This is a genomic window from Pseudomonas imperatae (assembly GCF_057128625.1).
The window spans coordinates 45,211-71,528 of record NZ_JBSKHP010000027.1 but is presented as its reverse complement, the minus strand read 5'-3'; the positions used below and the strand labels follow the sequence as shown (position 1 = coordinate 71,528).

General features: G+C 66.6%; 25 protein-coding genes. 14 read left to right on the top strand and 11 right to left on the bottom strand.

Annotated elements, in window-relative coordinates:
- Positions 1-144 precede the first annotated feature (144 nt).
- The 3 genes from ACWKWX_RS26675 to ACWKWX_RS26665 are packed head-to-tail and all read left to right on the top strand — an operon-like array spanning position 145 to position 4,894.
- Positions 145-1,560, top strand: a complete 1,416-nt coding sequence (locus tag ACWKWX_RS26675; RefSeq protein WP_473006853.1) for a TolC family outer membrane protein — start codon at positions 145-147, stop codon at positions 1,558-1,560.
- Positions 1,557-3,716 (top strand): type I secretion system permease/ATPase, encoded by a 2,160-nt coding sequence (locus tag ACWKWX_RS26670; RefSeq protein WP_473006516.1) that lies wholly within the window; start codon positions 1,557-1,559, stop codon positions 3,714-3,716. The genes ACWKWX_RS26675 and ACWKWX_RS26670 overlap by 4 nt, the downstream gene beginning before the upstream one ends.
- On the top strand, positions 3,713-4,894 hold the full coding sequence (locus ACWKWX_RS26665) for a beta-barrel domain-containing protein (RefSeq protein WP_483829344.1): 1,182 nt from the start codon (positions 3,713-3,715) through the stop codon (positions 4,892-4,894). The genes ACWKWX_RS26670 and ACWKWX_RS26665 overlap by 4 nt, the downstream gene beginning before the upstream one ends.
- Before the next feature lie 9 nt (positions 4,895-4,903).
- Here the strand turns inward: ACWKWX_RS26665 and ACWKWX_RS26660 are convergent, their stop codons facing one another.
- On the bottom strand, positions 4,904-5,554 hold the full coding sequence (locus ACWKWX_RS26660) for a trypsin-like peptidase domain-containing protein (RefSeq protein ID WP_483829343.1): 651 nt from the start codon (positions 5,552-5,554) through the stop codon (positions 4,904-4,906).
- A 177-nt stretch (positions 5,555-5,731) separates the two neighbouring features.
- Between ACWKWX_RS26660 and ACWKWX_RS26655 the strand changes: the two genes are divergently transcribed.
- The gene (locus tag ACWKWX_RS26655) at positions 5,732-6,289 is read left to right on the top strand and encodes a flavin reductase family protein (RefSeq protein WP_483829342.1); all 558 of its coding nucleotides are present in this window, start codon (positions 5,732-5,734) and stop codon (positions 6,287-6,289) included.
- 150 nt (positions 6,290-6,439) lie between these two features.
- Here ACWKWX_RS26655 and ACWKWX_RS26650 read toward each other — a convergent pair whose 3' ends face one another.
- The 3 genes from ACWKWX_RS26650 to ACWKWX_RS26640 form a co-directional block, all read right to left on the bottom strand.
- Positions 6,440-6,850, bottom strand: a complete 411-nt coding sequence (locus ACWKWX_RS26650) for a RidA family protein (protein WP_416424026.1) — start codon at positions 6,848-6,850, stop codon at positions 6,440-6,442.
- Between the two features lie 27 nt (positions 6,851-6,877).
- Entirely contained in the window at positions 6,878-8,182 is a 1,305-nt protein-coding gene (locus ACWKWX_RS26645) for a flavin-containing monooxygenase (protein WP_483829341.1), read from the bottom strand.
- 213 nt (positions 8,183-8,395) lie between these two features.
- On the bottom strand, positions 8,396-9,007 hold the full coding sequence (locus ACWKWX_RS26640) for a TetR/AcrR family transcriptional regulator (RefSeq protein ID WP_483829340.1): 612 nt from the start codon (positions 9,005-9,007) through the stop codon (positions 8,396-8,398).
- Between the two features lie 131 nt (positions 9,008-9,138).
- Between ACWKWX_RS26640 and ACWKWX_RS26635 the strand changes: the two genes are divergently transcribed.
- From ACWKWX_RS26635 to ACWKWX_RS26595, 9 genes are all read left to right on the top strand, one after another.
- Entirely contained in the window at positions 9,139-10,521 is a 1,383-nt protein-coding gene (locus ACWKWX_RS26635) for an aspartate aminotransferase family protein (RefSeq protein ID WP_473006511.1), read from the top strand.
- Between the two features lie 211 nt (positions 10,522-10,732).
- Entirely contained in the window at positions 10,733-11,407 is a 675-nt protein-coding gene (locus tag ACWKWX_RS26630) for a DUF1028 domain-containing protein (RefSeq protein WP_416424021.1), read from the top strand.
- The gene (gene argE / locus ACWKWX_RS26625) at positions 11,400-12,551 is read left to right on the top strand and encodes an acetylornithine deacetylase (protein ID WP_483829339.1); all 1,152 of its coding nucleotides are present in this window, start codon (positions 11,400-11,402) and stop codon (positions 12,549-12,551) included. The genes ACWKWX_RS26630 and argE overlap by 8 nt, the downstream gene beginning before the upstream one ends.
- A gap of 211 nt (positions 12,552-12,762) precedes the next feature.
- Positions 12,763-14,253, top strand: coding sequence for an aldehyde dehydrogenase (locus ACWKWX_RS26620; protein ID WP_483829338.1), 1,491 nt, complete (start codon positions 12,763-12,765; stop codon positions 14,251-14,253).
- 172 nt (positions 14,254-14,425) lie between these two features.
- Positions 14,426-15,820 (top strand): purine-cytosine permease family protein, encoded by a 1,395-nt coding sequence (locus tag ACWKWX_RS26615; RefSeq protein ID WP_473006507.1) that lies wholly within the window; start codon positions 14,426-14,428, stop codon positions 15,818-15,820.
- Positions 15,817-17,433, top strand: a complete 1,617-nt coding sequence (locus tag ACWKWX_RS26610) for a GMC family oxidoreductase (RefSeq protein WP_483829337.1) — start codon at positions 15,817-15,819, stop codon at positions 17,431-17,433. Before ACWKWX_RS26615 ends, ACWKWX_RS26610 begins: the two co-directional genes overlap by 4 nt.
- A 249-nt stretch (positions 17,434-17,682) precedes the next feature.
- The gene (locus tag ACWKWX_RS26605; protein ID WP_483829336.1) at positions 17,683-18,669 is read left to right on the top strand and encodes an ABC transporter substrate-binding protein; all 987 of its coding nucleotides are present in this window, start codon (positions 17,683-17,685) and stop codon (positions 18,667-18,669) included.
- Positions 18,670-18,678: 9 nt separating this feature from the next.
- On the top strand, positions 18,679-19,482 hold the full coding sequence (locus ACWKWX_RS26600) for an ABC transporter permease (RefSeq protein WP_475504818.1): 804 nt from the start codon (positions 18,679-18,681) through the stop codon (positions 19,480-19,482).
- Positions 19,470-20,297 carry an ABC transporter ATP-binding protein gene (locus ACWKWX_RS26595; RefSeq protein WP_483829335.1) on the top strand — a complete coding sequence of 276 codons (828 nt, stop codon included), beginning with the start codon at positions 19,470-19,472 and terminating at the stop codon, positions 20,295-20,297. The genes ACWKWX_RS26600 and ACWKWX_RS26595 overlap by 13 nt, the downstream gene beginning before the upstream one ends.
- A 75-nt stretch (positions 20,298-20,372) precedes the next feature.
- On the opposite strand, the gene ACWKWX_RS26590 is transcribed toward ACWKWX_RS26595, so the two are convergent.
- Entirely contained in the window at positions 20,373-20,783 is a 411-nt protein-coding gene (locus ACWKWX_RS26590) for a cupin domain-containing protein (protein ID WP_483829334.1), read from the bottom strand.
- A 39-nt stretch (positions 20,784-20,822) separates the two neighbouring features.
- Positions 20,823-21,971, bottom strand: a complete 1,149-nt coding sequence (locus tag ACWKWX_RS26585) for an aldose epimerase family protein (protein WP_473006503.1) — start codon at positions 21,969-21,971, stop codon at positions 20,823-20,825.
- A 163-nt stretch (positions 21,972-22,134) separates the two neighbouring features.
- On the opposite strand from ACWKWX_RS26585, the gene ACWKWX_RS26580 reads away from it, so the two are divergent.
- Positions 22,135-22,269: a hypothetical protein gene (locus ACWKWX_RS26580; protein ID WP_416424011.1), complete on the top strand. Its 135-nt coding sequence runs from the start codon at positions 22,135-22,137 to the stop codon at positions 22,267-22,269.
- A gap of 60 nt (positions 22,270-22,329) precedes the next feature.
- On the opposite strand, the gene ACWKWX_RS26575 is transcribed toward ACWKWX_RS26580, so the two are convergent.
- From ACWKWX_RS26575 to ACWKWX_RS26555, 5 genes are all read right to left on the bottom strand, one after another.
- The gene (locus tag ACWKWX_RS26575) at positions 22,330-23,163 is read right to left on the bottom strand and encodes an ABC transporter substrate-binding protein (protein WP_476300243.1); all 834 of its coding nucleotides are present in this window, start codon (positions 23,161-23,163) and stop codon (positions 22,330-22,332) included.
- 29 nt (positions 23,164-23,192) lie between these two features.
- Positions 23,193-23,921, bottom strand: a complete 729-nt coding sequence (locus ACWKWX_RS26570) for an amino acid ABC transporter ATP-binding protein (protein WP_483829353.1) — start codon at positions 23,919-23,921, stop codon at positions 23,193-23,195.
- Positions 23,922-23,944: 23 nt separating this feature from the next.
- Entirely contained in the window at positions 23,945-24,688 is a 744-nt protein-coding gene (locus tag ACWKWX_RS26565) for an amino acid ABC transporter permease (protein WP_473006502.1), read from the bottom strand.
- A gap of 6 nt (positions 24,689-24,694) precedes the next feature.
- Positions 24,695-25,396 (bottom strand): amino acid ABC transporter permease, encoded by a 702-nt coding sequence (locus ACWKWX_RS26560; protein WP_416424008.1) that lies wholly within the window; start codon positions 25,394-25,396, stop codon positions 24,695-24,697.
- Between the two features lie 106 nt (positions 25,397-25,502).
- Positions 25,503-26,255, bottom strand: coding sequence for an SDR family oxidoreductase (locus ACWKWX_RS26555; protein ID WP_416424007.1), 753 nt, complete (start codon positions 26,253-26,255; stop codon positions 25,503-25,505).
- Between the last annotated feature and the right edge of the window lie 63 nt (positions 26,256-26,318).

The window sequence follows — 26,318 nt, the reverse complement described above, 5'->3', positions numbered from 1 at the left end:
CCGTAGCAGCGGCCGCAGGCCGCGTCCCAGGCAACGCGGTCCGTCAGCCATGGCGCCGGACGCGGCCTGCGGCCGCTGCTACAGGGTGGTGTTTAAGGAAGAACCTAATAACAGTAAGGGAACCCAGTGAAGCCAGTTCGCCTTTTGAAGTTGTCGGCGGTCGTGCTGTCCGTCGGCCTGCAGCCTTGCATCACGGTGTCGGCCCTTGCCGACGATCATCTGGACCCCGGGCTGAGCGTCATCAGCCCGACCAAACTGCAACCCAACCCGGGCAACGCCGCCCGGGTGCCCGCGGCGCCGCGCACGGTCAGCGCCAGCGAGCAGCGCCTGGGCCTGGAACAGGCCATTCGCGTGGCCGTGGACTGGCACCCCAGCATCGCCGAAGCGGTGGGCACCCTGCTGCAACAGGGCGAGAACATCAACGTCGCCCAGGCCGGCTACTACCCCCAGGTCACCGGCGGCATCAAGGGCGGCTATGACAGCGGCTATGACGGCGACCGCAACACCCAGGCCGTGAGCATTTCCCTCAAGCAGATGCTCTACGACTTCGGCAAGGTCGACAGCTCGGTCGACGCCGCCCGCGCCAAGGCCGCGCAGAGCCAGGCGAACATCCTGCTGGCCATCGACCAGGTGGCCCGCGACACCGCCTACGCCTACATCGAAGTGCAACGCTACCAGCACCTTCTGGCCACCGCCCGCGACCAGATCAAGGGCATCGGCGACATCGTCGAGCTGGCCCAGCAGCGCAGCGACATGGGCGCCAGCACCCGCTCCGACGTGGTCCAGGCGCAGTCCCGCGCCGACGGCGGCATGGCCACCCTGCAGGACTACAAGGCCCAGTACGCGCGCTGGCAGTCGACCCTGGCCAACCTGCTGGGGCGGCGCAGCGTGCCCCAGGTCACCGACGCCTTCGCCACGGCCCTGGAGCAGTCCTGCCAGGCCCCCGACAACGGCGACGCCCTGCCCGCGGTGCTGGCCGCCGTGGCCCAGCGCACCCAGGCCCAGGCCGAACTGGCCAACGCCAAGGCCCAGGCCTACCCCACCCTGTCCCTGGAACCGTCGCTGAACCAGTACCTGGACAACGACTACAACAAGGACAACCCCGACATCAACCGCACCCAGGTGGGCATCTTCCTCAACCTGGAAGTGCCGATCTACCAGGGCGGCGCCACCAGCGCCCGCACCCGCGCCGCCGGCCACGCCCTGAGCGCCGCCGACTCGGCCGAGGACGCCGCCCGCCTGCAGGCACGCCAGGGCCTCACCGAAGCCCAGGCGCAGACCGCCAGCCTCAACCGCCGCCTGGGCGCCCTGCAGACCCGCGAGGCCAGCATCCGCCAGGCCCGCGAGCTGTACGGCAAACAGTACCTGGAGCTGGGCACCCGGCCACTGCTGGACCTGCTCAACGCCGAGCAGGAGATCTACCAGTCACGCTTCGACCTGGAAAACACCGTGGCCGACTCGCGCCGCCTGCAAATCGATTGCCTGTACAACAGCGGCGGCCTGCGCCGCGCCTTCGGCATCGACCACAGCACCATCCAGCACGTGGAGATCCTGCCATGACCGACGCCATCGTCATTAACCACGAACCTGCCGCGCCGCCGCCGCGTGCCGACTACGCGCCCTGGCTGGAAGCGGTGCTGACCATCGCCCGCCACTACCGTCTGGACGTGTCGCCGGAGAGCATCCGCATCGCCTCGCAGCAGCCCGACGCGCGCCTGGAGGACGTGGTGCGGCACATGGCGCGTCAGGCCGGCCTGAGCGTCAAGTTCGCCGGCTTCGACCGCCGCAGCCTCAGCCGCTGGCGCGCGCCGCTGGTGGTGCAGTTGCGCGACGGCCAGGTGGGCGTGGTGGAAAGCGTGGGCGAGGACGGCGAGCTGGGCATCGTCTTCAGCGGCGACCAGGGCCTGCAAAGCCGCATCGACCCGGCCACCCTCGCCGGCCAGGCCATTCGCACGGTGGTGCTGCGCCCCACCCAGGTGCTCAGCGACGTGCGCACCGACGACTACGTCAAACCCTTCGACGAACACTGGTTCCGGCGCATCGTGCTGCGCGACCTGCGGCCCTACACCCAGGTAATGATCGCCTCGCTGGTGGCCAACCTGCTGGGCATGGCCGGCGTGCTGTTTTCCATGCAGGTGTACGACCGGGTGATTCCCGCCGAGTCGCTGCCCACCCTCTACGTGCTGTTCGGCGGCGTGCTGCTGGCGGTGGTGTTCGACTTCGTGATGCGCATCATGCGCCTGCGCATCACCGACCTGCTGGGCAAGCGCGCCGACCTGCGGGTCTCCGACCTGGTGTTCGGCCACGCCCTGCGCCTGCGCAATTCGGCGCGGCCGCGCTCCACCGGCTCGTTCATCTCGCAGCTGCGCGAGCTGGAGCAGATCCGCGACCTGATCACCTCCAGCACCGCCACGGCACTGGCCGACCTGCCGTTCTTCCTGATGTTTTTGCTGGTGTTCTACCTGATCGGCGGCGCCCTGGTGGCCATACCCGTGGTCGCCCTGGTGCTGATGGTGCTGCCCGGGGTGCTGGCCCAGCGCAAGCTGGCGCGGCTGGCCAACGAGTCCATGCGCGAGGCGGCCCTGCGCAACGCCATGCTGGTGGAGGCCATCCAGGGCCTGGACGACATCAAGGCGCTGCAGGCCGAACAGCGCTTCCAGCAGCAGTGGAACCACTACAACGCCGCTTCGGCGGAAAGCAGCCTGCGCCTGCGCAACCTCACCAACAGCCTGGTGGCCTGGACCCAGAACGTGCAGAGCGCGGTGTTCGCCGTGGTCATCGTGTTCGGCGCGCCCATGGTGATTGCCGGCGACCTGACCACCGGCAGCCTGGTGGCAGCGTCCATCCTGTCGTCACGCATGATGGCGCCCATGGCCCAGCTCACCCACGTGCTCACCCGCTGGCAGCAGGCCAAGGTGGCGCTGCAGGGCCTGAACCGCATCATGCAGCTGCCCGTGGACCACCCCCAGGGCAGCCAGCGCGTGCACCTGCCGGCCATTCGCGGCGAGTATCAGTTCCGCCAGGCCAGCTTCCGCTACAGCGAGGAAGCGGCGCCGGCCCTGAGCAACATCAACCTGACCATCCGCCCCGGCGAGCACATCGCCATTCTGGGCCGCAACGGCGCCGGCAAGTCGACGTTGCTGCAGGCGCTGGCCGGCGGCATGGACCTGGGCACCGGCGAGACCACCCTGGACGGCATCGCCCTGGCCCACCTGGACCCCGCCGACCTGCGCCGCGACGTCGGCCTGCTGGCCCAGCACGCGCGGCTGTTCCACGGCACCCTGCGCGACAACATCACCCTGGGCGCCGGCCAGGCCAGCGACCAGGAGATCCTCGCCGCGCTGTCGCAGACCGGGGCCCTGGACTTCGTGCGGATGCTGCCCAAGGGCATGGACCACGTGATCCTCGAAGGCGGCCAGGGCCTATCGGGTGGGCAACGGCAGAGCCTGCTGCTGTCGCGCCTGCTGCTGCGCCAGCCCCAGGTGCTGCTGCTGGACGAGCCCACCGCCAGCCTCGACGACATCACCGAGCGGCGGCTGCTGGAACAGCTGGCACAGTTCACCCAAGGCCGCACCCTGGTGGTGGCCACCCACCGCGTCAGCCTGCTGCAGCTGGTGGAGCGCATCATCGTGGTGGACGGCGGGCACATCGTCATCGACGACCACCGCGACGCCGCCCTCGCCCGTCTCAAGCAACCGCAAGGAGCGCAGGCATGAGCACTTACGAACACGCGTCGTACCTGGACGGCGACGACGACCGCGGCCTGGTGCGCGGCGCCCGGGTGATCTGGGGTTGCGCGCTCATGCTCGGCTGTTTCTTCGTGTGGGCCTACTGGTTCCAGGTGGTGGAAGTGTCCACCGGCACCGGCAAGGTCATCCCCAGCTCCCACGAGCAGGTGATCCAGTCCATGGAGGGCGGCATCGTCAAGCAACTGAACGTCAGCGAGGGCGCGCTGGTGGAGCGCGGCGAGGTGCTGGCGCAGCTGGACCCGGTGAAGAACGAGTCCAACGTCGGCGAAAGCGAGGCCAAGTACCGCGCCGCCCTGGCCAGCGTCAACCGCCTGCAGGCCGAGGTCAACGACACGCCGCTGAAGTTCGCGCCCTCGCTGCAGGCCTACCCCGAGCTGATCAGCGCCGAGACCGCGCTGTACACCACCCGTCGGCGTGGCCTGGAGGCCACCCTGGCGGGCATCCAGGAATCGCTGAAGCTGGTGCGCAGCGAGCTGGACATCACCCAGAGCCTGGCCAAGATCGGCGCCTCCAGCCGCGTCGAAGTGCTGCGCCTGAACCGCCAGCGCTCGGAGCTGGAGCTCAAGGCCACCGAGGCCCGCTCAGACTACATGGTGCGTGCCCGCGAAGACCTGGCCAAGGCCAATGCCGAGGCGGACATGCTGGTGGCGGTGATTCGTGGCCGCAACGACTCGCTGGAACGCATGACCCTGCGCTCGCCGGTGCGCGGCGTGGTCAAGGACATCGAGGTGACCACCGTGGGCGGGGTGATTCCGCCCAACGGCAAACTGATGGAGATCGTGCCGCTGGACGAACAGCTGCTGATCGAGACGCGCATCGCCCCCCGCGACATCGCCTTCATCCACCCCGACCAGGACGCCAAGGTGAAGATCACCGCCTATGACTATTCGATCTACGGCAGCCTCGACGGCAAGGTGGTGACCATCTCCCCCGACACCATCCAGGACCAGGCCAAGCCGGAGATCTTCTACTACCGGGTGTTCATCCGCACCAACGCCGACGTGCTGCGCAACAAGGCCGGCAAGACCTTCGCCATCGTCCCGGGGATGATCGCCACGGTGGACATCCGCACCGGCGAGAAGACCGTGCTCGACTACCTGATCAAACCCCTGAACCGCGCGCGCGAAGCGCTGCGCGAACGATAAGGAATTGCATCAGCGGCTGGCGAGGCTTGTGGGGGCCTTCACCGGCTGCGACTGCGCCAGGTAACGGTTCCACTCCCGGCTGATCTCGGCATAGGGCAGGAACACACTGACCCGCGGTTGGTTGGCCAGGTCGGCGCGCTTGAGGCCCGCCAGGTCGCCGTGGGTCAGGTACGCCACGTTGATCCCCACCACCTTGCCGTCGGCGGCAAACACCGGCCCGCCGGACATGCCCTTGGCCGTGGGCGCATCGTTGGTGGCGTACATCACGTTGCCTTCCTTCGCGTCCAGCCGCACCATGGCCGGCAGCGCGCGGCCCTGGCCTTTCACCGGTACATAGAGGGAATTGAAGCCCACCGCCGTCAGCGTCTCGCCCGGCACATAGGCGCGCCACTGCGGCGCACCCTCGGCCTTGTGACGGAAGAACTGCACATCCGCCTGGCCCTGATAGACGGCGCCGGACAGGTATGGAATGTGTTTCACCGTGACCGCATAATCGGCGTTCCACTGCACCGCCGTGCCCATCAGCATAAAGGGCAAAGGCCCCCCTGAGTGAACGACGAAGGCTTGGTCATAGACAGGGTCCGTGGTGTAAGCGGTCGGCATTCCATTGCACCCGCTGAGCAGCACACAGGCTGCCAGGAGCGACTTGAGGGGGTTCATTTCTTCACGCTGGGGTGGGTGAGTGATGGCGCAAATATATCAGTGTGCCATCATGCGGTCGATAGGGTGAGCCTACCGTTCGGCTGGATCCAATTTGTTTTGAATATCGTCTGACTTATTGAATTTTTTCCGCCCGTGCTACCCAAACAAGGGAGATCAACCCACCCGGAGATCCCCATGCCCGCCACGAAACGATCCTTCCCCGTCGCCAACGTCCGCCACTTCCTGGAACCTGGCCCCATCGTGCTGCTGTCGTCGCGCTGGCAAGACCAGAGCAACATCATGACGCTGGGCTGGCACATGGTGATGGAGTTCACGCCCTCGCTGATCGGCTGCGTGATCTCCAGCGCCAACCATTCGTTCGAGCTGGTGCGCAACAGTGGCGAATGCGTGATCAACCTGCCCGAGGCGAAGTGGGTGGACACGGTGGTGGGGATTGGCAACTGCTCGGGCACCGAGTTGGACAAGTTCGAACACTTCGGCTTGACAGCGGGCAAGGCCACCAAGGTCAAGGCGCCGCTGATCGAAGAGTGCCACGCCAATTTCGAGTGCCGGTTGCACGATGACGCCATGGTGGATGGCTATAACCTGTTTATCTTCGAGGTGGTGAAGGCCCATGTGGCGCCCTCGCCCGCCCAGCCCGAAACCCTGCATTACCAGGGCATGGGCCAGTTCATGCTGTCGGGCAAGACCATCGACCGCAAGCGCTTGTTCAAGGCGTCGATGCTGACCTGAATCACGAACCCCGCTGCTACATCCTGTGGGAGCTGGCTTGCCAGCGAGCTGTTGGGGCCATGAAAGCTCGCTGGCAAGCCAGCTCCCACAAGGGAGCCGGCCTTGTGCAGCCCCGTAGCAGCTGCCGCAGGCGGCGTCCGCGGCCAACGGTCAATCCGGGATCACGGCAATCACATCAATCTCCATCAACCACTGCGGCTGCCCCAGCGCCGACACCACCAGCCCGGTGGAAATCGGGAATACGCCCTTCAGCCATTTTCCCACTTCCTGGTACACCGGCTCGCGGTAACGCGGGTCGATCAGGTAGGTGGTGGTCTTGACGATGTGCGACAGGTCCGAGCCTGCCTCTTCCAGCAGTTGCTTGACGTTTTTCATCGCCTGTTCGGCCTGGGCGCGGGGGTCGCCGAGGCCCACCAGGTTGCCTTCGAAATCAGTGCCCACCTGGCCGCGCACGTACACGGTGTTGCCGGCGCGCACGGCCTGGCACAGGTCGTTGTCCAGGGCCTGGTTGGGGTAGGTTTCCTTGGTGTTGAACATGCGGATACGGGTATGGGTTGGCATCGGTGGCTCCTTGGCAAATGGCAGTAATCAGGCGCTGACGGTGGTTTTTTCCGCGACCCAGGCCTGACGCTGGCTGGCATCACGGTGGTAGGCGGCGTATTGGCGCTGGATGGCGATCTGGTCGGCGATGTACTTGGCGTCGTGCCACACGCCCCAGATGAACGACGAGCCGCGCCGCGACTGCCACGGCAGGCCGAGGAAGTACACGCCCGGCTCGGTGGACACGCCGCGCTGGTGGATAGGCTTGCCCTTGGCGTCGAAGGCGTCGACGGCCAGCCAGGTGTAGTCGGTGGCAAAGCCGGTGGCCCAGATGATGGTGCTGACCCCGGCTGCCAGCAGGTCCAGCTGCTGCAGCGGCTGGCTGATGCACGGCGCGTCGGCGAACACCCGGCGCGCGCCGGGCTCGGGCGTAAGGTCGAGGCCGTTGCGCTCGATGTAGGCGTCGGCAGCGTCCAGCAGGGCCAGGTAGTTGTCGTCGCCGCGCTTGAGGTTGTCGACCAGGTCCGGCTGGAAGCGCGCCACCGCGCCGTCGAAGGCCTGGGTCAGGCCCACCAGGGTCATGCCCTGCTGCGCCAGTTCGCGGAAGTCCACGGTGCGCCCGCCATGGGCGCCGCTGACGGCGATGGTGACGTGCTCGCGGCCCGGCTTCATGGCCGCCGCGTCCCACTCGCCCAGCACCCCCAGCCACCAGCAGAAATCCCGCCCGCGGTAGGCCCGTGGCGGCCGGTCGTGCTGGCCTACCGACAGGTACACGTCGCGGCCGGCGCGGCGCAGTTCATCGGCGATCTGCACGCCGGAGGAGCCGGCGCCCACCACCAGCACGCCACCGGCCGGCAGTTGCTGCGGGTTGCGGTAGTCGGCGGAGTGGATCTGGGTCAACGGCACGTTCCTGGGGGCAATGGCAGGAATCACCGGCACCTGGAACGGCCCGGTGGCGACCACCACGCGGTTGGCCTCGATGACGCCTTCGCTGGTGTCCACGGTGAAGCCGGGACGGCCGGCGTTGCGCTGCACCTTCTTCACCTCCACGCCGGTGCGGATCGGCGCGTTGAACTTGCGCGCATAGGCTTCGAAGTAGTCGGCCACGCGCTCCTTGGGGGCGAAACCGTCGGGGCTCAGGTCATCGAATTCCATGCCGGGGAAGCGGTCGTGCCAGGCCGGGCCGTTGGCCACCAGCGAATCCCAGCGGCCGGTGCGCCAGCGCTCGGCGATGCGGTTGCGCTCCAGCACCAGGTGCGGCACACCCAGCTTGCTCAGGTGCTCACTCATGGCCACGCCGGCCTGGCCGGCGCCGACGATAAGCGTATCGATTTCCACGGTTGCCACTGTCATGTCTGTGTCCTTCTCAAAAGCGTGCCGAAGTGGTTCGGTCAGGTGGGTGCTCTTGAGCGCATTCTGTGCAAGGACGGTGGCGGGCGAAATGAGGTTTTTTGTGGTCGCAGGGCAGGAAAAAGCTAGGCGGCCGAAGAACCGCGTCGCTAGTGACGCAGCCTCCGGCAGCTGCTACAGCGCGTTACCTGTAGCAGCGGTCGTCAGGCCGCGTCACTAGCACTGCGCAGCCAGCAGGCCATGGCACAGCAGCCCGAGCATGGCGCGCATGTGCGCGGCATGGGCGGCGCGATCGGGAGCAGGCTCGGTGGCCAGGCGGATAAACGCCAGGTTCGCGTACTGGTTGAACAACGTCGCCGCCACCTCGATGTCCACCTCGGCGCGCACCTTGCCCAGGCGCTGGAAGTGCGCCAGCAGCGCGCGGGTCTCGGCCACCACCGCGTCGTTCCAGGGCTGCAGCACCGCGGCGAACTCGCCGGTGAACAGGAACGGCGCCAGCTCGCGCCACAAGGTGGCGGGCATGGCCTGCAGCTGGTAGCGGGTCATCAGCCCTTCCAGCTCGCACAGGGCGTCCAGCGGGTCGGAGTCGTCGTCCAGGTGCGCCCGCGCCTCCAGCATGGCCTGCTGGTCGGGACCCTTGAGCAGGGTCAGCAAGATCTCCTGCTTGCCGCCGAAATAGTTCACCACCGTGGGCGCCGAGACCCCTGCGCGGTTGGCAATCTGCTCAAGGGTAGTGGCGCCAAAGCCCTGGCTGATGAACAGCGCCAGGGCCGCCTCGGCGATGACCTGGCGGCGCTGTTCTTTCTGTCTTTCGCGTAGACCGGTCATGGAGGCTCTGGGCGGCGGCATGGAAGCCCCTAGGGTAAGGGTTTGTCTTTTCTCTGCAAAATATTTTGTTTACAAAAATATTTTTGGCTGCAAATAATTAATCCACACTTCGCCGCCCCAGGAGCCAGGCAATGTCCGACCAGACCCGCCCTACCCGCAGCACCCGTGATTACCAGGCCGCCGACGCCGCCCACCACATCCACGCCTTCGTCGACCAGAAAGCCCTGAACGCCGAAGGCCCGCGGGTGATGGTGCGCGGCGAGCGCCTGGCCCTGTGGGACAACGAAGGCAAGCGCTACCTGGACGGCATGTCCGGCCTGTGGTGCACCAACCTGGGCTACGGCCGCAAGGACCTGGCCGCTGCCGCCAGCCAGCAGCTGGAACAGCTGCCGTACTACAACATGTTCTTCCACACCACCCACCCGGCGGTCATCGAACTGTCCGAGCTGCTGTTCAGCCTGCTGCCCGGCCACTACAGCCACGCCATCTACACCAACTCCGGCTCCGAGGCCAACGAGGTGCTGATCCGCACCGTACGCAAGTTCTGGCAGGTGCAGGGCAAGCCCGAGAAGAAGATCATGATCGGCCGCTGGAACGGCTACCACGGCTCCACCCTGGCGGCCACGGCGCTGGGCGGCATGAAGTTCATGCACGACATGGGCGGCACCGTGCCCGACGTGGCGCACATCGACGAACCCTACTGGTACGCCCACGAAGGCAACCTCACGCCAGAAGAGTTCGGCCTGCGCGCGGCGCGGCAGCTGGAAGACAAAATCCTCGAACTGGGCGCCGACAAGGTCGCCGCCTTCGTCGCCGAACCCTTCCAGGGTGCTGGCGGCATGATCATCCCGCCGGCCACCTACTGGCCGGAAATCCAGCGCATCTGCCGCAAGCATGACGTGCTGCTGTGCGCCGACGAAGTCATCGGCGGCTTTGGCCGCACCGGCGAGTGGTTCGCCCACCAGGCCCTGGGCTTCGAGCCCGACACCCTGTCCATCGCCAAGGGCCTGACCTCGGGCTACATCCCCATGGGCGGGCTGATCCTGTCCAAACGCATGGCCGAGGCGCTGGTGGAGCGCGGCGGCGTGTTCGCCCACGGCCTGACCTACTCCGGCCACCCGGTGGCGGCGGCGGTGGCGATTGCCAACCTCAAGGCCCTGCGGGACGAAGGCGTGGTGGCCCAGGTGAAAAGCGACACTGGCCCCTACCTGCAGAACACCCTGCGCGAGGTGTTCGGCAATCACCCCTTGGTGGGCGAGGTGCAAGGCATCGGCCTGGTGGCGGCGCTGCAGTTCACCCAGGACAAGGCCACGCGCCAGCGCTTCGCCAACGAGAACGACATCGCCTGGCGCTGCCGCACCATCGGCTTCGAGGAAGGCCTGATTATCCGCAGCACCCTGGGGCGCATGATCATGGCGCCGGCGCTGGTGGCCACGCGCCTGGAGCTGGACGAGCTGGTGGACAAGACCCGCATCGCCGTGGACCGCACCGCCCGCGAGATCGGCGTGCTCTAACCCGTACGCGGTGCCCGGCCGTCAGGGCCAGCGCAGCCTACGGCAGCGGCTACGGGTTGTAGCCGCTGCCGTAGGCTGCGCTGGCCTTTTTGGGCACAGGCGATTATTCAGTTACAGAGCTTTTTACGAACCTGCGACGATAAAAATCCTCGTTTCGCCCGCCCGGGGCCATGGCCATGATGGTCTTGAGCACTCAACAGGACGAACCCTCATGACCTTCTCCATCGTCGGCCGCTGCGCCGAAACCGGCCAACTGGGCATTGCCATCAGCTCTTCCAGCATCGCCGTGGGCGCGCGCTGCCCGTGGCTGCGCCCCGGCGTGGGCGCGGTGTCCACCCAGAACATCACCCTGCCGGCCCTGGGCCCGCAGGTGCTCGACCAGCTGGAACAGGGCCTCACCCCCGCCCAGGCGCTGGACAAGGCGCTGACCAGCAACGGCTACAGCCAGTACCGCCAGGTCACCGCCCTGGACCACTTGGGCAACGCCGCGCATTTCAGCGGCAGCGAGACCCTGGGCACACACAACGCCGTGGCAGGCGAGCAATGCGTGGGCGCCGGCAACATGCTCGCCGACCGCGCCGTGATCGACACCCTGGTGCGCACCTTCGAAACCAGCGAAGGTCAACTGGCCGACCGCCTGCTGGCCGCCATGCAGGCCGCCGTGGCCGCCGGTGGCGAAGCCGGGCCGGTGCATTCGGCAGCGCTGGTGGTGGTGGGCGAACTGACCTGGCCCATCGTCGACCTGCGCGTGGACTGGGCCGACGAAGCCCCCATCGACGCCCTGGCGACGCTCTGGCACGCCTACCGCCCGCAGCTGCAGGACTACCTGACCCGCGCCCTGGACCCGACCAAGGCCCCCAGCTACGGCGTGCCCGGGGATGAATAGCCGTGCCTTGCTGGCCGACCTGATCGGCTTCGACACCACCAGCCGTGAGTCCAACCTGCAACTGATCGAATACGTGCGCGACTACCTGGCCCGCTTCGACGTGCCCTGCCAGCTGATCTTCAACGAGCAGCGCAGCAAGGCCAACCTGTTTGCCACCCTGGGCCCGGACGACCGCCCCGGCATCGTGCTGTCGGGCCACACCGACGTGGTGCCCGCCGACGGCCAGGCCTGGAGCGTGCCGCCGTTCAGCCTCACCGAGCAGGACGGCAAGCTGTACGGCCGTGGCGCCGCCGACATGAAGGGCTACATCGCCTGCGTGCTGGCGGCGGTGCCGACGTTGCTGGCCGCGCCGCTGCGCCTGCCGGTGCATATCGCCCTGAGCTACGACGAAGAAGTCGGCTGCCTGGGCGTGCGCTCGCTGCTCGCCGAACTGGCCCAGCGGCCGCACCGGCCGCTGCTGTGCATCATCGGCGAGCCCACCGAACTCAAGCCGGTGCTGGGCCACAAGGGCAAGCTGGCCATGCGCTGCGACGTGCACGGCGCGGCCTGCCATTCGGCCTACGCGCCCCAAGGGGTGAACGCCATCGAATACGCCGCCGAACTGATCGGCGAACTGGGGCGCATCGGCGCCGGGCTGCGCGCGCCGGAGCTGCATGACCCGCGCTTCGAGCCACCGTTCAGCACCGTGCAGACCGGCGTGATCGGCGGCGGCAAGGCCTTGAATATCGTGCCCGAGGACTGCCGGTTCGACTTCGAGGTGCGCGCCCTGCCCGCCCACGACCCACGCCAGGTGGCCGAGCAGCTGCAGCGCTACGCGCGCACCGAAGTGTTGCCGCGCATGCAGGCGGTGCACGCCGACAGCGCCATTCGCTTCACCGAGCTGTCGGCCTACCCGGGCCTGGCCACCGACCGGCACAGCCAGGCGGCGCAGTTGATTGCGCAGTTTTGTGGCAGTGACGCCTTCGGCACCGTGGCGTTCGGCACCGAGGGCGGGCTGTTCGACGCCCTTGGCATCGCCACGGTGGTGTGCGGGCCGGGGAGCATGGACCAGGGGCACAAGCCCGACGAGTTCGTCAGCGTGGCGCAGTTGGAAGCGTGCGATGTGATGCTGGGGCGTGTTGCCGAGTATCTGCATACGCCGTGACACAACCACCGTAGGAGCCGACCTTGGTCGCGATGCGGCCACCGCAGGTGTGGCAGGCCAACCGTCATCGCGGCCAAGGCCGGCTCCTACCGGTCACCGGAACTGCCGAGGTTTTTTATCGAGGCGGAGCACATTTTTACTAATTTCCTGCCCGCCACGCATCGCCCAGTATCACCCCCATCAACCGTGGACATGGATTCTGGAGACCACCGTGACCGACCTCAGCACCTGGCAACGCCTGGCCCGTGAACAACGCTTCATCACCACCGCCCACATCGACGGCCGCGCCCATGCGGCGCTGTCGGGCGAGACCTTCGCGGTCATCAACCCCGCCACCAACGCCCTGCTCGCCCACGTCGCCGCCTGTGGCGACGCCGACGTCGACCTGGCCGTGCAGGTGGCGCGCCACAGCTTCGCCAACGGCCCGTGGGCGCGCATGGCACCGCGCGAGCGCAAGGCGGTGCTGCTGCGCCTGGCCGAGCTGATCCTGGCGCACCGCGAAGAGCTGGCGCTGCTCGACTCGCTGAGCATGGGCAAGCCGGTGATGGACGCCTGGAACATCGACGTGCCCGGCGCCGCCCAGGTGTTCGCCTGGTACGCCGAAAGCCTCGATAAGCTCTACGACCAGGTGGCACCCACCGGCCCCGGCACCCTGGCCACCATCACCCGCGAGCCGCTGGGGGTGATCGCCGCCGTGGTGCCGTGGAACTTCCCGCTGGACATGGCCGCCTGGAAGCTGGCCCCGGCGCTGGCCGCCGGCAACAGCGTGATCCTCAAGCCCGCCGAGCAGTCGCCGTTCTCGGCCCTGCACCTGGTGGAACTGGCCCTGCAGGCCGGCGTGCCCGAGGGTGTGTTCAGCGTGGTCACCGGCCTAGGCGAGCAGGCCGGCCGCGCCCTGGGCCTGCACCCGGACGTCGACGCCCTGGCGTTCACCGGCTCCACCCAGGTGGGCAAATACTTCATGCAGTACGCCGCGCAGTCCAACCTCAAGCAGGTGTGGCTGGAGTGCGGCGGCAAGAGCCCGAACCTGGTGTTCGCCGACTGCCAGGACCTGGACCTGGCCGCCGAGAAAGCCGCCTTCGGCATTTTCTTCAACCAGGGCGAGGTGTGCTCGGCCAACTCGCGGCTGCTGGTGGAGCGCAGCATCCACGACGAGTTCGTCGAACGCCTGGTGGCCAAGGCCCGCGACTGGCAGCCCGGCGACCCGCTGGACCCGGCCAGCAAGATGGGCGCCATCGTCGACGCCAGCCAGGCGGCGCGCATCATGGAGCACATCGCCGACGCCGACGCCAGCGGCGCCCGCCGCGTGGCCGGTGGTGAACGCCTGGCCTTCAATGGCTCGAACAACTTCATCCAGCCGACGCTGTTCACCGAGGTGCGCGCCGACATGCGCCTGGCCCGCGAGGAAGTGTTCGGCCCGGTGCTGGCCATCAGCGCGTTCGACCACGAAGACGAAGCGGTGCAGCTGGCCAACGACCACATCTATGGCCTGGCCGCCTCGTTGTGGACCGACGACCTCAACCGCGCCCACCGCGTGGCACGGCGCTTGAATGCCGGCACCGTGTCGGTGAACACCGTCGACGCCCTCGACGTGTGCGTGCCTTTCGGCGGCGGCAAGCAGTCGGGCTTTGGCCGCGACCTGTCGCTGCACTCGTTCGACAAGTACACCCAGCTGAAAACCACCTGGTTCCAGCTGCGCTGAACCACCCCTTTTCCGTAGGAGCCGACCTTGGTCGCGATGGCGACACCGCCAAACCGTGTCGCCTGCATCGCGACCAAGGTCGGCTCCTACCGGATTGAGGCGAGAGAAGAATAAAAACCATGCAGCACTTCCTTGATTTATCTGCCCGCCACCCATAGAGCGAACGCATGCCATGAATCACCCCACCCCCAAGCCCGCTACCCTGGAGTTGAGCACCATCCAGCCCATTGCCGCCGACCAGCGCCACGGTCGCGCCCGCGACCTGTTCACCATCTGGTTCGGCTCCAACATCATGCTGCTGACCGTGGTCACCGGCGCCCTGGCGGTGACGGTGTTCAAGCTGCCCTTCACCGCCGCCCTACTGGCGCTGGTGGCCGGCAACCTCATCGGCGGCGTGTTCATGGCCCTGCACTCGGCCCAGGGCCCGCAGCTGGGCGTGCCGCAGATGGTGCAGACCCGCGGCCAGTTCGGCTCCTACGGCTCCTTGCTGGTGGTGGCCCTGGTAGTGATCATGTACCTGGGCTTCTTCGCCTCCAACCTGGTGCTGGGCGGGCAGTCGCTGCACAGCCAATACGCCCTGGTCAGCACCAACCAGGGCATCGTCCTGGTGGGGCTGATCAGCGTGGTGGCGACGGTGTTCGGCTACCGCCTGATCCACGCCTACACGCGGCTGATGTCCTACCTGTCGGGGGCCATCCTGCTGTTGTGCTTCATCTGGATCGTCGCCGTGCACGGCCTGCCCGCCGACTTCCTGCAACGCAACGCCTTCAACCTGCCCGGCTTCCTCGGCACCCTGTCGGTGGCGGCGCTGTGGCAGCTGGCCTACGCGCCGTACGTGTCGGACTACTCGCGCTACATGCCCGCCGACACCGGCGGCCGCGCGGCCTTCTGGTCCAGCTACTGGGGCTGCTGCCTGGGCTCCATCCTGCCCATGGCCCTGGGGGTAATCGTCGGCCTGAGCGTTAACGGTGACATCATCGCCGGCCTGATCGAGCTGACCGGCCCCATCGCCACCCTGGTGGTGGCGGTGTTCTCGGTGGGCATCGCCGCCACCAATGCCATGAACCTGTACTGCGGCACCCTGTCGGCCATCACCGTGGGCCAGACCCTGGTACCGAAATGGTCGGCCGGCGCCCTGTCGCGCACCGTTACCGCACTGGTGCTGTTCGGTATTTCCCTGGCCCTGGCGCTGCTGGGCCAGGATGACTTCATGGCCAACTACACCAACTTCATCCTGCTGCTGTTGTACGTGCTGGTGCCCTGGACCGCCATCAACCTGGTGGACTACTACCTGGTGGCCCACGGCAGCTACGACGTGGCGTCGTTCTTCCGCCGCGATGGCGGCATTTACGGCACCTTCAACTGGACCGCCGTGGGCTGCTACGTGCTGGGCGTGCTGGTGCAGGTGCCGTTCATGGCCACCGAGCTGTACACCGGCGTGGTGGCCAAGGCCATGGGCGGCGCCGACATTTCCTGGATCGTCGGGCTGCTGGTGATCTCGCCGGTCTACTACCTGCTCAGCCGCCGCTTCCGCGCCCCCGCGCTGCTGGCCGGGAGAAACGCATGAACACTGACTACGACTACATCATCGTCGGCGCAGGCTCTTCGGGCTGCGTGCTGGCCAACCGGCTGAGCGCCGATCCGCAGGTCAAGGTGTGCCTGATCGAGGCCGGCAGCCATGACAACAGCCCGCGCATCCAGACCCCGGCCGGCACCATCACGCTGTACAAGAGCAAGAAGTACAGCTGGAACTTCTTGTCCGCGCCGCAGAAGCACCTCGCCAACCGCTCGCTGCACACCCCGCGCGGCAAGGCCCTGGGCGGCTCCAGTTCGATGAACAGCATGATCTACATCCGTGGCCACGCCAGCGACTACGACCGCTGGGCGCAGCCGGGTTGGGACTGGGCCAGCGTGCTGCCCTACTTCAAGCAGTCGGAAAACAACCGCCTGGGCCAGGACCCTACCCTGCACGGCAGCGGCGGCGAACTGAACGTGGAAGCGGCGCGTGATCCCAATCCGCTGTCGGCGCTGTTCGTCAAAGCGGCCGAAGCCATCGGCATCCGGCGCAATGACGACTTCAACGGCACGCGGCTGGAGGGTTGCGGCATTTACAACCTGACCCAGAAGAACGCCAGGCGCCTATCCAGCTACCGCGCCTTCGTGGCGCCGGTGCTGGCGCGGGAAAACCTCACCGTGGTCACCGACTGCACCGTCAAGCACGTGGTGCTGGAGCAAAAGGTCGCCAAAGGCGTGGTGGTGGACAGCGACGGCGTGCAGACCTTCCTCAAGGCCCGCCGCGAGGTGATCCTCAGCGCTGGCGCCCTGGGCAGCCCGCAGCTGCTGCTGGCCTCGGGCATCGGCCCGGCCGCCGAGCTGGCCGAGGCCGGCATTGAGGTGCGCCACGACCTGCCGGGCGTGGGCAAGAACCTTCAGGACCACCTGGACGGCCTGGTCACCGTGCGCTCGAAAAGCCCGCTCACCCTGGGCTTTTCCGCCGGCGCCCTGCCGGCCATCCTCGCCGCGCCCCTGCGCTATGTGTTGAGCAAAACGGGCTGGCTGACCACCAACTACGTGGAAGCCGGCGGCTTCGCCCGCACGCCCCTGGCCGACGGGCTGCCGGACGTGCAATTCCACTTCGTGCCGGGCTACCGCAGCCACCGTGGACGGCTGTTCGAATGGGGCCACGGCTACGCGGTGCATACCTGCGTGCTGCGCCCCGGCAGCATCGGCGAGCTGCGCCTGGGCCGCGACGGCAAGCTGGTGATCGACTTCAACTTCCTCAGCGACCCCCACGACGCCAAGGTGCTGGTCGAAGGCATCAAGCTGGCGCGGCGAATCCTCGCCGACTCGGCCTTCGACGCCTTGCGCGGCAAGGAAATGCTGCCCGGCGCCCAGGTGCAGAGCGACGCGCAACTGCTGGACTATGTGCGCGACCATGCCGCCACCGTGTTCCACCCCGTGGGCACCTGCAAGATGGGGAGCGACCCGCTGGCCGTGGTCGACCCGCAGCTGCGCGTGCATGGGGTGCGCGGGCTGCGGGTGGTGGATGCGTCGATCATGCCGACGCTGATCAGCGGCAACACCAACGCGCCGTGCATCATGATTGGCGAGAAGGCGGCGGCGATGATGCTGCATGAATCAAACATCCCCCGGCCGACACTCGAGCGCACCACCGGCTAACAGGGCGTGTGGGAGCTGGCAAGCCAGCTCCCACCTACGCCCCGATCAAATCACCGGCGCATGCCGAACAACCTTTTTCCTCGTTAGCGACCACATATTTCATCGTTTTCCTGCCCCGCCACATGGGCCAACATCGACCCTGCCGCACAGAGGCAAAAGGTCCGTCAGAGACCCCACGTACAACGTTTTTGGCGTTACGCCCACTGCCCCGAGAAACCCATCAGAAAACCAAGATTCCGGGAGTGTCACATGATCAAGTCGTTCGTTTCACGCTGCGTGCGCCCACTGGCCCTCACCGCCCTCGCCGCCGGCATCGCCAGCGGCGCCCAGGCCGGCACCCTGTCCATCGGCCACACCACCTGGGTCGGCTACGGCACCCTGTACCTGGCCCAGGACCTGGGCTACTTCAAGGAAAAAGGCCTGACCGTCGAGCTGCCGACCATCGAGGAAGCCTCCATGTACATGGCAGCCCAGGCCTCGGGCAAGCTGTCCGGCTCGGCCTCCACCCTCGATGAAATTCTCAAGTACCGCCCGCAGTTCTGCTTCAAGGCCGTGGCCGCGCTGGATGAAAGCCACGGTGGCGACGGCGTGCTGGTGGGCAAGGACGTCAGCAGCCTGCAAGGCCTCAAGGGCAAGGCCGTGGCCGTCAACGAAGGCTCGGTGTCGCAGTTCTGGCTGGCCTACCTGCTGAAGAACGCCGGCATGAAGATGAGCGACCTGACCATCCAGAACATGACCGCCGACGACGCCGCCACCGCCTTCATCGCCGGCCGCGTGCCCGCCGCCGTCACCTGGGAGCCGCACCTGACCAGCGTGCGCGACAAGCACGTGGGCAAGGTGCTGGTGGACAGCAGCACCACCCCAGGCGTGATCGTCGACGTGGTGGCGCTCAACTGCGACGTGGTGGAAAAGCAGCCTGAAGACGTAAAAGCCCTGGTGGCCGGGCTGTACAAGGCCGTGCAGTACACCCAGGAACATCCCAAGGAGGCCTACGCGATCATGGCCAAGGGCGTCGGCGGCTACCTGGCCGACCCGGCGGAACTGGCCGCCGCAGCCAAGGGCGTGCGCTTCTATGACCAGGCCATGAGCGAAAAACTGCTGGGCACCGCCGGCACCAGCGGCGACGCCGCCACCGTGATCAAATTGGCCAACCAGACCGCCAGCGACCTGCAGGGCAAACCGTTCAACGTCAGCTACAGCGACCTGATCGACAACCGCTTCGTCACCCCACGATAGGAGCCTGGCATGTCCAAGCGCAACTCATGGCTCAACCGCTGCCTCACGCCCAAGACCAGCCTGCCGGTGCAGGTGGTGTGGAGCGCCAGCGGCCTGGCCTGGATCCTGCTGATCGGCCTGTGGGCCTTCCTCTCCTACGGCGGCGTGGTGCCGGCGATGTTCCTGCCCAGCCCCGGCGCGGTGTGGGACGCCGCCGTGCGCCTGGCGCGCGACGGCACCCTGGGCACCCACGTGTGGGCCAGCGTCGAGGTGGTGATGGTCGGCTTCGTGGTTTCCTCCATCGTCGCCGTGCCGGTGGGGCTGCTGATGGGCAGCTTCCGCGTGGTGCAGGCGTTCCTGGAGCCGCTGGTGAACTTCATCCGCTACCTGCCGGTGACCTCGTTCGTGCCGCTGTTCATCCTGTGGATCGGCATCGGCCTGGAACAGCGCGTGTCGATCATCATCTTCGGGGTGTTCTTCCAGCAACTGGTGATGATCGCCGACGTCTCCAAGGGCATCTCCAAGGACCTGATCAACGCCTCGTACACCCTGGGTTCCAGCCGCGTCGACGCCGTGGTGCACGTGATCGCCCCGGCCTCGGTACCGGGCATCCTCGACACCCTGCGGGTGACCATGGGCTGGGCCTGGACGTACCTGGTGGTGGCTGAACTGGTGGCCGCCTCCAGTGGCCTGGGCTACCTGAGCCTGAAGGCCATGCGTGGCTTCCAGGTGGACGTGATTTTCCTGGCGATCGCGGTCATCGGCCTGTTGGGCCTGATCACCGATCAACTGTTCCGTTTCCTGCGCATAAAGGTGGCCGCATGGGCTCAGTAACCGCAACCTCACCCCGGCTGGTCACGCCCGTGGCCCCGGCCGCCAGCGCTGCGCCGCGGCTGCAGGTGGACAAGGTCTGCCTGCAGTACAAGACGCCCTCGGGCGACACCTTCACCGCGCTGGAACAGGTGTCGTTCCAGGTGCCCGACCAGCAGTTCGCGGTGCTGGTGGGGCCATCGGGCTGCGGCAAGTCGAGCCTGCTGTACCTCACGGCCGGCCTCGCCGAGCCCACCAGCGGCGCCATCTACGTCGGTGGCCAGCAGGTGGACGGCCCCGGCGCCGACCGTGGCATGGTGTTCCAGAGCTACACCCTGTTCCCCTGGCTCACGGTGCGGCAGAACATCGAGTTCGGCCTGAAACGCCGGGGCATGCCGGCGGCCGAGCGCAAGGACATCGTCGAGTTCTACCTCAACGAGGTAGGCCTGCAGCGCTTCGCCGGCAACTACGCCAAGCAGCTGTCAGGCGGCATGATGCAGCGCGTGGCCATCGCCCGCGCCCTGGCCAACGACCCGCAGATTCTGTTGATGGACGAACCCTTCGGCGCGCTGGACAGCCAGACCCGGCTGCAGATGCAGCAGCTGTTGCTGAAGGTGTGGGAACACAGCAAGAAGACCGTGCTGTTCGTGACCCACGACATCGACGAGGCCATCCTGCTGGGCGACCGCATCTTCGTCATGGGCGCACGGCCCGGGCGCATCAAGCAGGTGCTGGACGTGCCGATCGAGCGGCCGCGCAACCTGGACATGGTGATGGACGCGGACTTCATCCGCATGAAGCGCGAGATCTTCCACCTGCTCCACGACGACGCTCACTGAGCCCTTGTGGGAGCTGGCTTGCCAGCGAGCTGTTGAGGCCCGAAAAGCTCGCTGGCAAGCCAGCTCCCACACAATTTACGGCAACACGTGCGTCAACGGCTTGCCCAGCTCGGTGATGTAGGTGCTGACGATCTCCGTCTCCTGCGGCCCGTTCTTGACGATGTGCGGCGCGTTCGCCGGGGTCTCGAAGGTATCCCCGGCGTGCAGCACATGCTCGGGCTGGCCATCGATGGCGATGGTCACCGAACCACGGGCCACGTAGCCCGATTCCAGGCCCGGGTGGGTGTGGTGCGGGGAGTTGGTGTTGGCCGGCAGCACGATGCGAATCACGTTCACCTCGTAGCCTGCCGGGTACATCACGTGCTGCAGCACCGTGCGCGAACCGGCGGCGGGCTTGGCCGCAGGGGTGTTCAGCGAAGCGCAGCCGCCCAGTACCAGGGCTGCCGCCAACACGGCGCAGGTCTTGCCATTGAAGCCGAAGATCATGTGTTTCCCTTCCAAAACGTGGCTAAAGGCCACAGGCTATCACTCGTGGCTGAACTTCAACACGGTAGTTTGCAGAAACGTTTCACCTGGGTTCAGGCGCGTGCTCGGAAACGCCGGCTGGTTGGGCGAATCCGGGTAGTGTTCAGCCTCCAGCGCAAAGGCGCCCCAGTGCCCGTACACCTTGCCGGCCTTGCCGCTGATGCTGCCGTCCAGCGAGTTGGAGGTGTAGAACTGCACCGCTGGCTGGGTGGTGAACAGCTGCAGATGGCGGCCCGACTGCGGGTCGCTGATTTCCACGGCAGGCTTGCTCAGGTCGCCCTTGGTGTCGAGCACGTAGTTGAAATCAAAGCCACCCTGCTTGGGCTCGGCGAACTTCAGCTGCGGGTGGTCAGCCTTGATATGAGTGCCAATGGGCGTGGGTTTGAGGAAATCCATGGGCGTGCCCGCCACCGGGGCGATTTCGCCGGTGGGAATCAGCTTGGCCGACACCGGCGTGTAGTGGCTGGCGTGCAGGGTGGCGACCTGGTCGAGGATGGTGCCGTTGCCGGCGCCCGCCAGGTTGTAATAACCGTGGTTGGTCAGGTTGATCACCGTCGGCTTGCTGGTGGTGGCGTGGAACTGGATGCGCAGTTCATTGCGCTCGTTGAGGCTGTAGGTGACCTGGGTGTCCAGTGCCCCCGGAAAGCCCATCTGGCCGTCGGCGCTCAGGTAGCTCAGGGTCACGCCTACCGAGCCCTTGTCATGGGTAGGGGTGGCTTTCCACACGTGCCGGTCGAAGCCTTCCGGGCCGCCGTGCATGGCGTTCGGCGCGGCGTTGACGGGAATGCTGTAGGCGTGGCCGTCAAGGCTGAACTTGCCGTCGGCAATGCGGTTGGCATAGCGGCCAATGGTGGCGCCGAAGTGCGGGTCGTTATTCTTCAGTTCGTAGTCGTGGACGTTGTCGAAGCCCAGCAGCACGTCGTCGAACGCGCCATGCTTGTCGGCCACCACCACCGATTGCAGGATGGCGCCGTAGGTAATCACCGCCACCTGCGTGCCCTGGCTGTTGCTCAGGGTGTATTTCTCGATGGGCGTGCCGTCGGCCAGCGTGCCGAAGCTGCTTTTTTGGCTGGCCAGCCCGGCGGCGTGGGCGTTGGCGGCCAACAGCAAGGCCAGGGATAGCCCGGACAGCAGCGAGAGGTTTTTCATCGGTGACTTCCTGTGCGCAAAGAAATCCATGAAAACACGATAGCCGATGCCAGGCAGGCCCTACCAAGGTCGCCCTGGAAAACGTAGGGGCAAGAAAAACTGAATCATCCCGGCAAAAGCCCGGTCAAGACCTATGTACAGGTAATCTGACGAGGCAATTCCCATGACGCTCGAAGCAGACACACTGGCAGAACTTACCGAAGCCTTGCAGCAACGCGGGCTCATTCTGGTGCGCGACGTGAAGTTCACGCGCGCGCCTTACCGGCATGATCATCACTGGATTTGCAGTGTGGCCTGACGCGGCCTACGGCCGCTGCTACAGCCACCTGTAGCAGCGGCCGCAGGCCGCGTCCGAAGCTTACGGCAACGGCTCGAACTTCAGCTGCGCCAGGCTCTGCACCTTGTCTTCGCGGACCATTTTGTAAGGCGTTTCAGGGCCGATCCAGCGGTTCCAGATGCTGTCGATCTCGCCCGCCTGGTCCATGGCGCGCAGGGCTTCGTTGACCTTGGCCAGGAACGCCGGTTCGCCCTGGCGCATGCCGGCGCCGATGGGTTCCAGGGCCATCGGGTCCTTGGCGATGGCCAGGTTCACCCCGCCCTCCTTCGCCTGGCCCACCAGCTTGATGGCGGTCATGGTGTTGGTCACCAGGCCCACCACCTTGTTCTGCTGCAGGGCCATGTAGGCCGAACCGGTGTCCTGGAAGGTCACCGGGGTGGCGTTGGCCATGCGAATCGACTGCTCGGAGGTGGAGCCCTTGGTGGAGCTGATTTTCTTGCCGGCGAAGAACTCGCGCGGCTGGTCGGCGTTGGGCGCGCGCACCACCAGGGTTTCCTTGGCGATGTAGTACGGGTCGCTGAACTGGATCTGTTCGGCGCGGCTCTTGGTGTAGGCCAGGTTGGCGAAGATCAGGTCGACGCGGCCCATCTTCACCTCCGGAATGCGCGCCTCCACCGACATCGGCTTCAGCTCCAGGGCCACGCCCAGGCGCTTGGCCAGCGCGGTGCAGAGGTCGACGTCCATGCCCACCAACTCGCGGGTCTGCGGGTCGGGCGCGGAGAACGGCGGCACGTCGGCGTAGACCCCGCAGCTCAGGCTCTTCTTCGCCATCACGTCGGCCAGCTGGTCGGCCTGGGCCACCGAGATTGCCAAGGGGGCCAACGCCAGTGCCGCCATCAGTTTGTTCATAGCCATGGGCTTACTCCAGTTCAATCAAGGTGAATTCAGTGGGCACGCAGGTCAGCGATGAAACGCTGCGCGCGCGGGTGGGACGGTTGGCTGAAGAACTGCTCGGGGGTGCCTTTTTCCAGGATCTGCCCGGCGTCCATGAACCAGATGGTGTCGGCCACCTCGCGGGCGAAGTTCATTTCGTGGGTCACGCACATCATGGTCATGCCCTCCTTGGCCAGGCCCTTCATCACGCTCAGCACCTCGCCGACCATTTCCGGGTCGAGGGCGCTGGTGGGTTCGTCGAACAGCATCACCGGCGGCTCCATGGCCAGCGCGCGGGCAATGGCCACGCGCTGCTGCTGGCCGCCCGACAGCTGCGCCGGGTAGGCGCTGGCCTTGTGCGCCAGGCCCACGCGGTCGAGCAACTGCATGGCGTGGGCGCGGGCGTCGCTGGCCTTGAGGCCGCGCACCTTGGTGGGCGTGAGGATGATGTTTTCCAGCACCGACAGGTGCGGGAACAGGTTGAAGCTCTGGAACACGAAGCCGACGCGGCTGCGCAGGCGGTTGAGGTTGGCGTCGGTGCCGTTGACGTCCTGGCCGTCGAACAGAATCTGGCCCTTCTGGATGTCTTCCAGGCGGTTGACGGTGCGGATCAGCGTCGACTTGCCCGAGCCCGAGGGCCCGCACAGCACCACCACTTCACCGCGCTTGACCTCGGCGGTAACGTCGGTAAGCGCCTGGTACTCGCCGTACCATTTATTGATGCTGGAAAACATGATCATCGGATGCATGAAGGCAACCCTCTTCAGTTATCGGTGGTCAGCAGGGAAGCCTGCGGGGCGGCTGGGGTGGCCTGGCCCAGGCGCTTGCGGGCGATGCGCCCTTCAAGCACGCCGGCCAGGCGGGTCAGGCCGTAACACAGTACGTAATACGTAATGGCAAGAATGAAGAACACCTGGAACGGCTTGGTCAGCAGCTGGTTGTTGACCTGGTTGGCGGCGAACGTCACCTCCTGCACGTTGATCACATAGCCCAGGGAGGTTTCCTTGATGATGGAAACGAACTGGCTGATCAGGCTGGGCAGTGCGTTGTACAGCGCCTGGGGCAGGATCACCCACAGCGTGGTGCGCACATAGCCCAGGCCCAGGGCCCGCGCGCCTTCGTACTGGCCGCCGGGCAACGCCTGGATGCCGCCACGAATGATCTCGCACAGGTAGGCGCTCTGGTACACCACCAGGGTGCAGAGCATGGTGGTGAAGCCGGTGATGTTGTGGCCGATCAGCAGTGGCACCAGGAAGTAGGTCCAGAAAATCACCATCAGCAGCGGGATGCCGCGCAGCACGTACACCCACACCGTGGCCGGGTAACGCAGCCAGCGCCATGGCGACACCCGCGCCAGGGCCAGCAGCAGGCCCAGTGGGAACGCCAGCACCAGGGCCGCGGCCGCCAGGATCAGCGTGCTGGCCAGGCCGCCCAGGGGGCCGTGGGGGTATTGGCCGATGAGGAACAGCGGCCAGTTGTCGTGGACAATCTTGAACAAATCGAACATGGCCGCCTACCTCGCCAGGGCTTTGCTGAAGTGCCGCGCCACCAGGGCGCCAGCGCCCATCAGCAACAGCGAGAACACCAGGTACACCACCGTGGCCACCAGGTACGACTCGAACGTGCGGAAGGTGTAGTTCTCCACCTCGCGCGTGGCGTACGTCAGCTCCACCACGCCGATGGCCATGGCCAGGCTGGTGTTCTTGAACAGCAGCACGCTGTGGTTGATCAACGACGGCAGGCAGTTGCGCACGCCCTGGGGCAGGATCACGTAGCGCAGCGAGCGCACGTAGCCCAGGCCCAGAGCGCGGGCGGCCTCGGTCTGGCCGTTGGGAATGGCGCGCAGGCCACTGCGGATGTCCTCGCTGAAATACGCCGCCTGGCACAGGCCCAGGGCGATGATGGAAAACAGGTATTCGCTGCTGTAGTTGGCCAGCCACACCTGGGTGTTGTCGCTGAGCAGCGTGGGGATGCCGAAGTACCACAGCATCAGTTGCACCAGAGTCGGTACGTTGCGGTGGTAGGAGACGTAGGCCGCCACCAGGCGCTCGGCGTACTGGTTGCCGGTCAGGCGGATGGACACCAGCAGCAGGGCCAGGACCATGGCCAGGCACCAGGCGAACAGCGCCAACTGCAGGGTCATGCCAATGCCCTTGAGGATCAGCTCGGCGTATTCGCCGTGCAGAATCGCGGCAAGATTGAAGTCGTGCGTCATGGTCAATTCCCATCGACTGGCGTGGGGCAGAAGCAAGGCGCCGGGGCGAACCCGACGCGGGTGCAGCAATGACGGCTAGGGCCGTTCTTCTTCGCAGGCCGGCGCTTCAGCCCTGCCACTCCTGGGGCCGCGCGGTGGACAGGCCGCCGGGCACCTGCAGGGTCGGGGTGATCTCCATGTGGCCGACGTTCATCGACACCGGGGCGGCGATGGCAAAGGCAATGGCGTTGGCGATGTCCTTGGCTTCCGGCAGCTCGAAGCCCTCGATGAAGCGCTTGCGCACCTCTTCGGAGTCGCCGTGCACGTGGGCGAAAATGTCGGTGGCGACACGCCCCGGGCAAATCTCGGTGACCCGCACGCGCTTGCCGAAGGCGTCCACCCGCAGCTGCTTGGAGAGCATGCTCACCGCCGCCTTGGTGGCGTGGTAGGTGGCGTTGCCGCCGAAGTTGTAGGCGGCGGCAATGGAGCTGATGTTGATGATGTGGCCGCAGTCGCGCTCGACCATGCCCGGCAGCGCCAGGCGCGCCAGGTGCAGCACCGCGCGCAGGTTGACGTCCACCAGCAGGTCGATGCCTTCGGCGTCGGCCTTGAGCAGCGAGCCCGGGCGGTCGACGCCGGCGTTGTTGACCAGGATATCGAAGCGCTGGCGCTGGAACAGCGCGGTCAGCCCGGCCAGGTCAGTGACGTCGATGGGGTGGGCGATGCAGCCGGTGCGCTCGGCCAGTTCCGCCAGCTTGTCGGCGCTGCGGGCCAGGGCGTGCACTTCGATGCCCTCGGCGCACAGGCGCTCGACCACGGCGGCGCCGATGCCGGACGAGGCGCCGGTGACCAGCGCGGTTTTGTAATCGGAAAATGGCATGGGGAAACTCCTTGAATCCTGCGTCTGCCTTGGACTGTACCGAGCACCGCTCGCACCGGCCAA

What these genes read in the sequence shown, in the direction of transcription:
- ACWKWX_RS26670 (WP_473006516.1), top strand. Translation starts at nt 1,557, where the DNA reads ATGACCGACGCCATCGTCATTAACCACGAACCTGCCGCGCCGCCGCCG.
- ACWKWX_RS26665 (WP_483829344.1), top strand. Translation starts at nt 3,713, where the DNA reads ATGAGCACTTACGAACACGCGTCGTACCTGGACGGCGACGACGACCGC.
- ACWKWX_RS26660 (WP_483829343.1), bottom strand. Translation starts at nt 5,554, where the DNA reads ATGAACCCCCTCAAGTCGCTCCTGGCAGCCTGTGTGCTGCTCAGCGGG.
- ACWKWX_RS26655 (WP_483829342.1), top strand. Translation starts at nt 5,732, where the DNA reads ATGCCCGCCACGAAACGATCCTTCCCCGTCGCCAACGTCCGCCACTTC.
- ACWKWX_RS26650 (WP_416424026.1), bottom strand. Translation starts at nt 6,850, where the DNA reads ATGCCAACCCATACCCGTATCCGCATGTTCAACACCAAGGAAACCTAC.
- ACWKWX_RS26645 (WP_483829341.1), bottom strand. Translation starts at nt 8,182, where the DNA reads ATGACAGTGGCAACCGTGGAAATCGATACGCTTATCGTCGGCGCCGGC.
- ACWKWX_RS26640 (WP_483829340.1), bottom strand. Translation starts at nt 9,007, where the DNA reads ATGACCGGTCTACGCGAAAGACAGAAAGAACAGCGCCGCCAGGTCATC.
- ACWKWX_RS26635 (WP_473006511.1), top strand. Translation starts at nt 9,139, where the DNA reads ATGTCCGACCAGACCCGCCCTACCCGCAGCACCCGTGATTACCAGGCC.
- ACWKWX_RS26630 (WP_416424021.1), top strand. Translation starts at nt 10,733, where the DNA reads ATGACCTTCTCCATCGTCGGCCGCTGCGCCGAAACCGGCCAACTGGGC.
- argE (WP_483829339.1), top strand. Translation starts at nt 11,400, where the DNA reads ATGAATAGCCGTGCCTTGCTGGCCGACCTGATCGGCTTCGACACCACC.
- ACWKWX_RS26615 (WP_473006507.1), top strand. Translation starts at nt 14,426, where the DNA reads ATGAATCACCCCACCCCCAAGCCCGCTACCCTGGAGTTGAGCACCATC.
- ACWKWX_RS26610 (WP_483829337.1), top strand. Translation starts at nt 15,817, where the DNA reads ATGAACACTGACTACGACTACATCATCGTCGGCGCAGGCTCTTCGGGC.
- ACWKWX_RS26605 (WP_483829336.1), top strand. Translation starts at nt 17,683, where the DNA reads ATGATCAAGTCGTTCGTTTCACGCTGCGTGCGCCCACTGGCCCTCACC.
- ACWKWX_RS26600 (WP_475504818.1), top strand. Translation starts at nt 18,679, where the DNA reads ATGTCCAAGCGCAACTCATGGCTCAACCGCTGCCTCACGCCCAAGACC.
- ACWKWX_RS26595 (WP_483829335.1), top strand. Translation starts at nt 19,470, where the DNA reads ATGGGCTCAGTAACCGCAACCTCACCCCGGCTGGTCACGCCCGTGGCC.
- ACWKWX_RS26590 (WP_483829334.1), bottom strand. Translation starts at nt 20,783, where the DNA reads ATGATCTTCGGCTTCAATGGCAAGACCTGCGCCGTGTTGGCGGCAGCC.
- ACWKWX_RS26585 (WP_473006503.1), bottom strand. Translation starts at nt 21,971, where the DNA reads ATGAAAAACCTCTCGCTGCTGTCCGGGCTATCCCTGGCCTTGCTGTTG.
- ACWKWX_RS26580 (WP_416424011.1), top strand. Translation starts at nt 22,135, where the DNA reads ATGACGCTCGAAGCAGACACACTGGCAGAACTTACCGAAGCCTTGCAG.
- ACWKWX_RS26575 (WP_476300243.1), bottom strand. Translation starts at nt 23,163, where the DNA reads ATGGCTATGAACAAACTGATGGCGGCACTGGCGTTGGCCCCCTTGGCA.
- ACWKWX_RS26570 (WP_483829353.1), bottom strand. Translation starts at nt 23,921, where the DNA reads ATGATCATGTTTTCCAGCATCAATAAATGGTACGGCGAGTACCAGGCG.
- ACWKWX_RS26565 (WP_473006502.1), bottom strand. Translation starts at nt 24,688, where the DNA reads ATGTTCGATTTGTTCAAGATTGTCCACGACAACTGGCCGCTGTTCCTC.
- ACWKWX_RS26560 (WP_416424008.1), bottom strand. Translation starts at nt 25,396, where the DNA reads ATGACGCACGACTTCAATCTTGCCGCGATTCTGCACGGCGAATACGCC.
- ACWKWX_RS26555 (WP_416424007.1), bottom strand. Translation starts at nt 26,255, where the DNA reads ATGCCATTTTCCGATTACAAAACCGCGCTGGTCACCGGCGCCTCGTCC.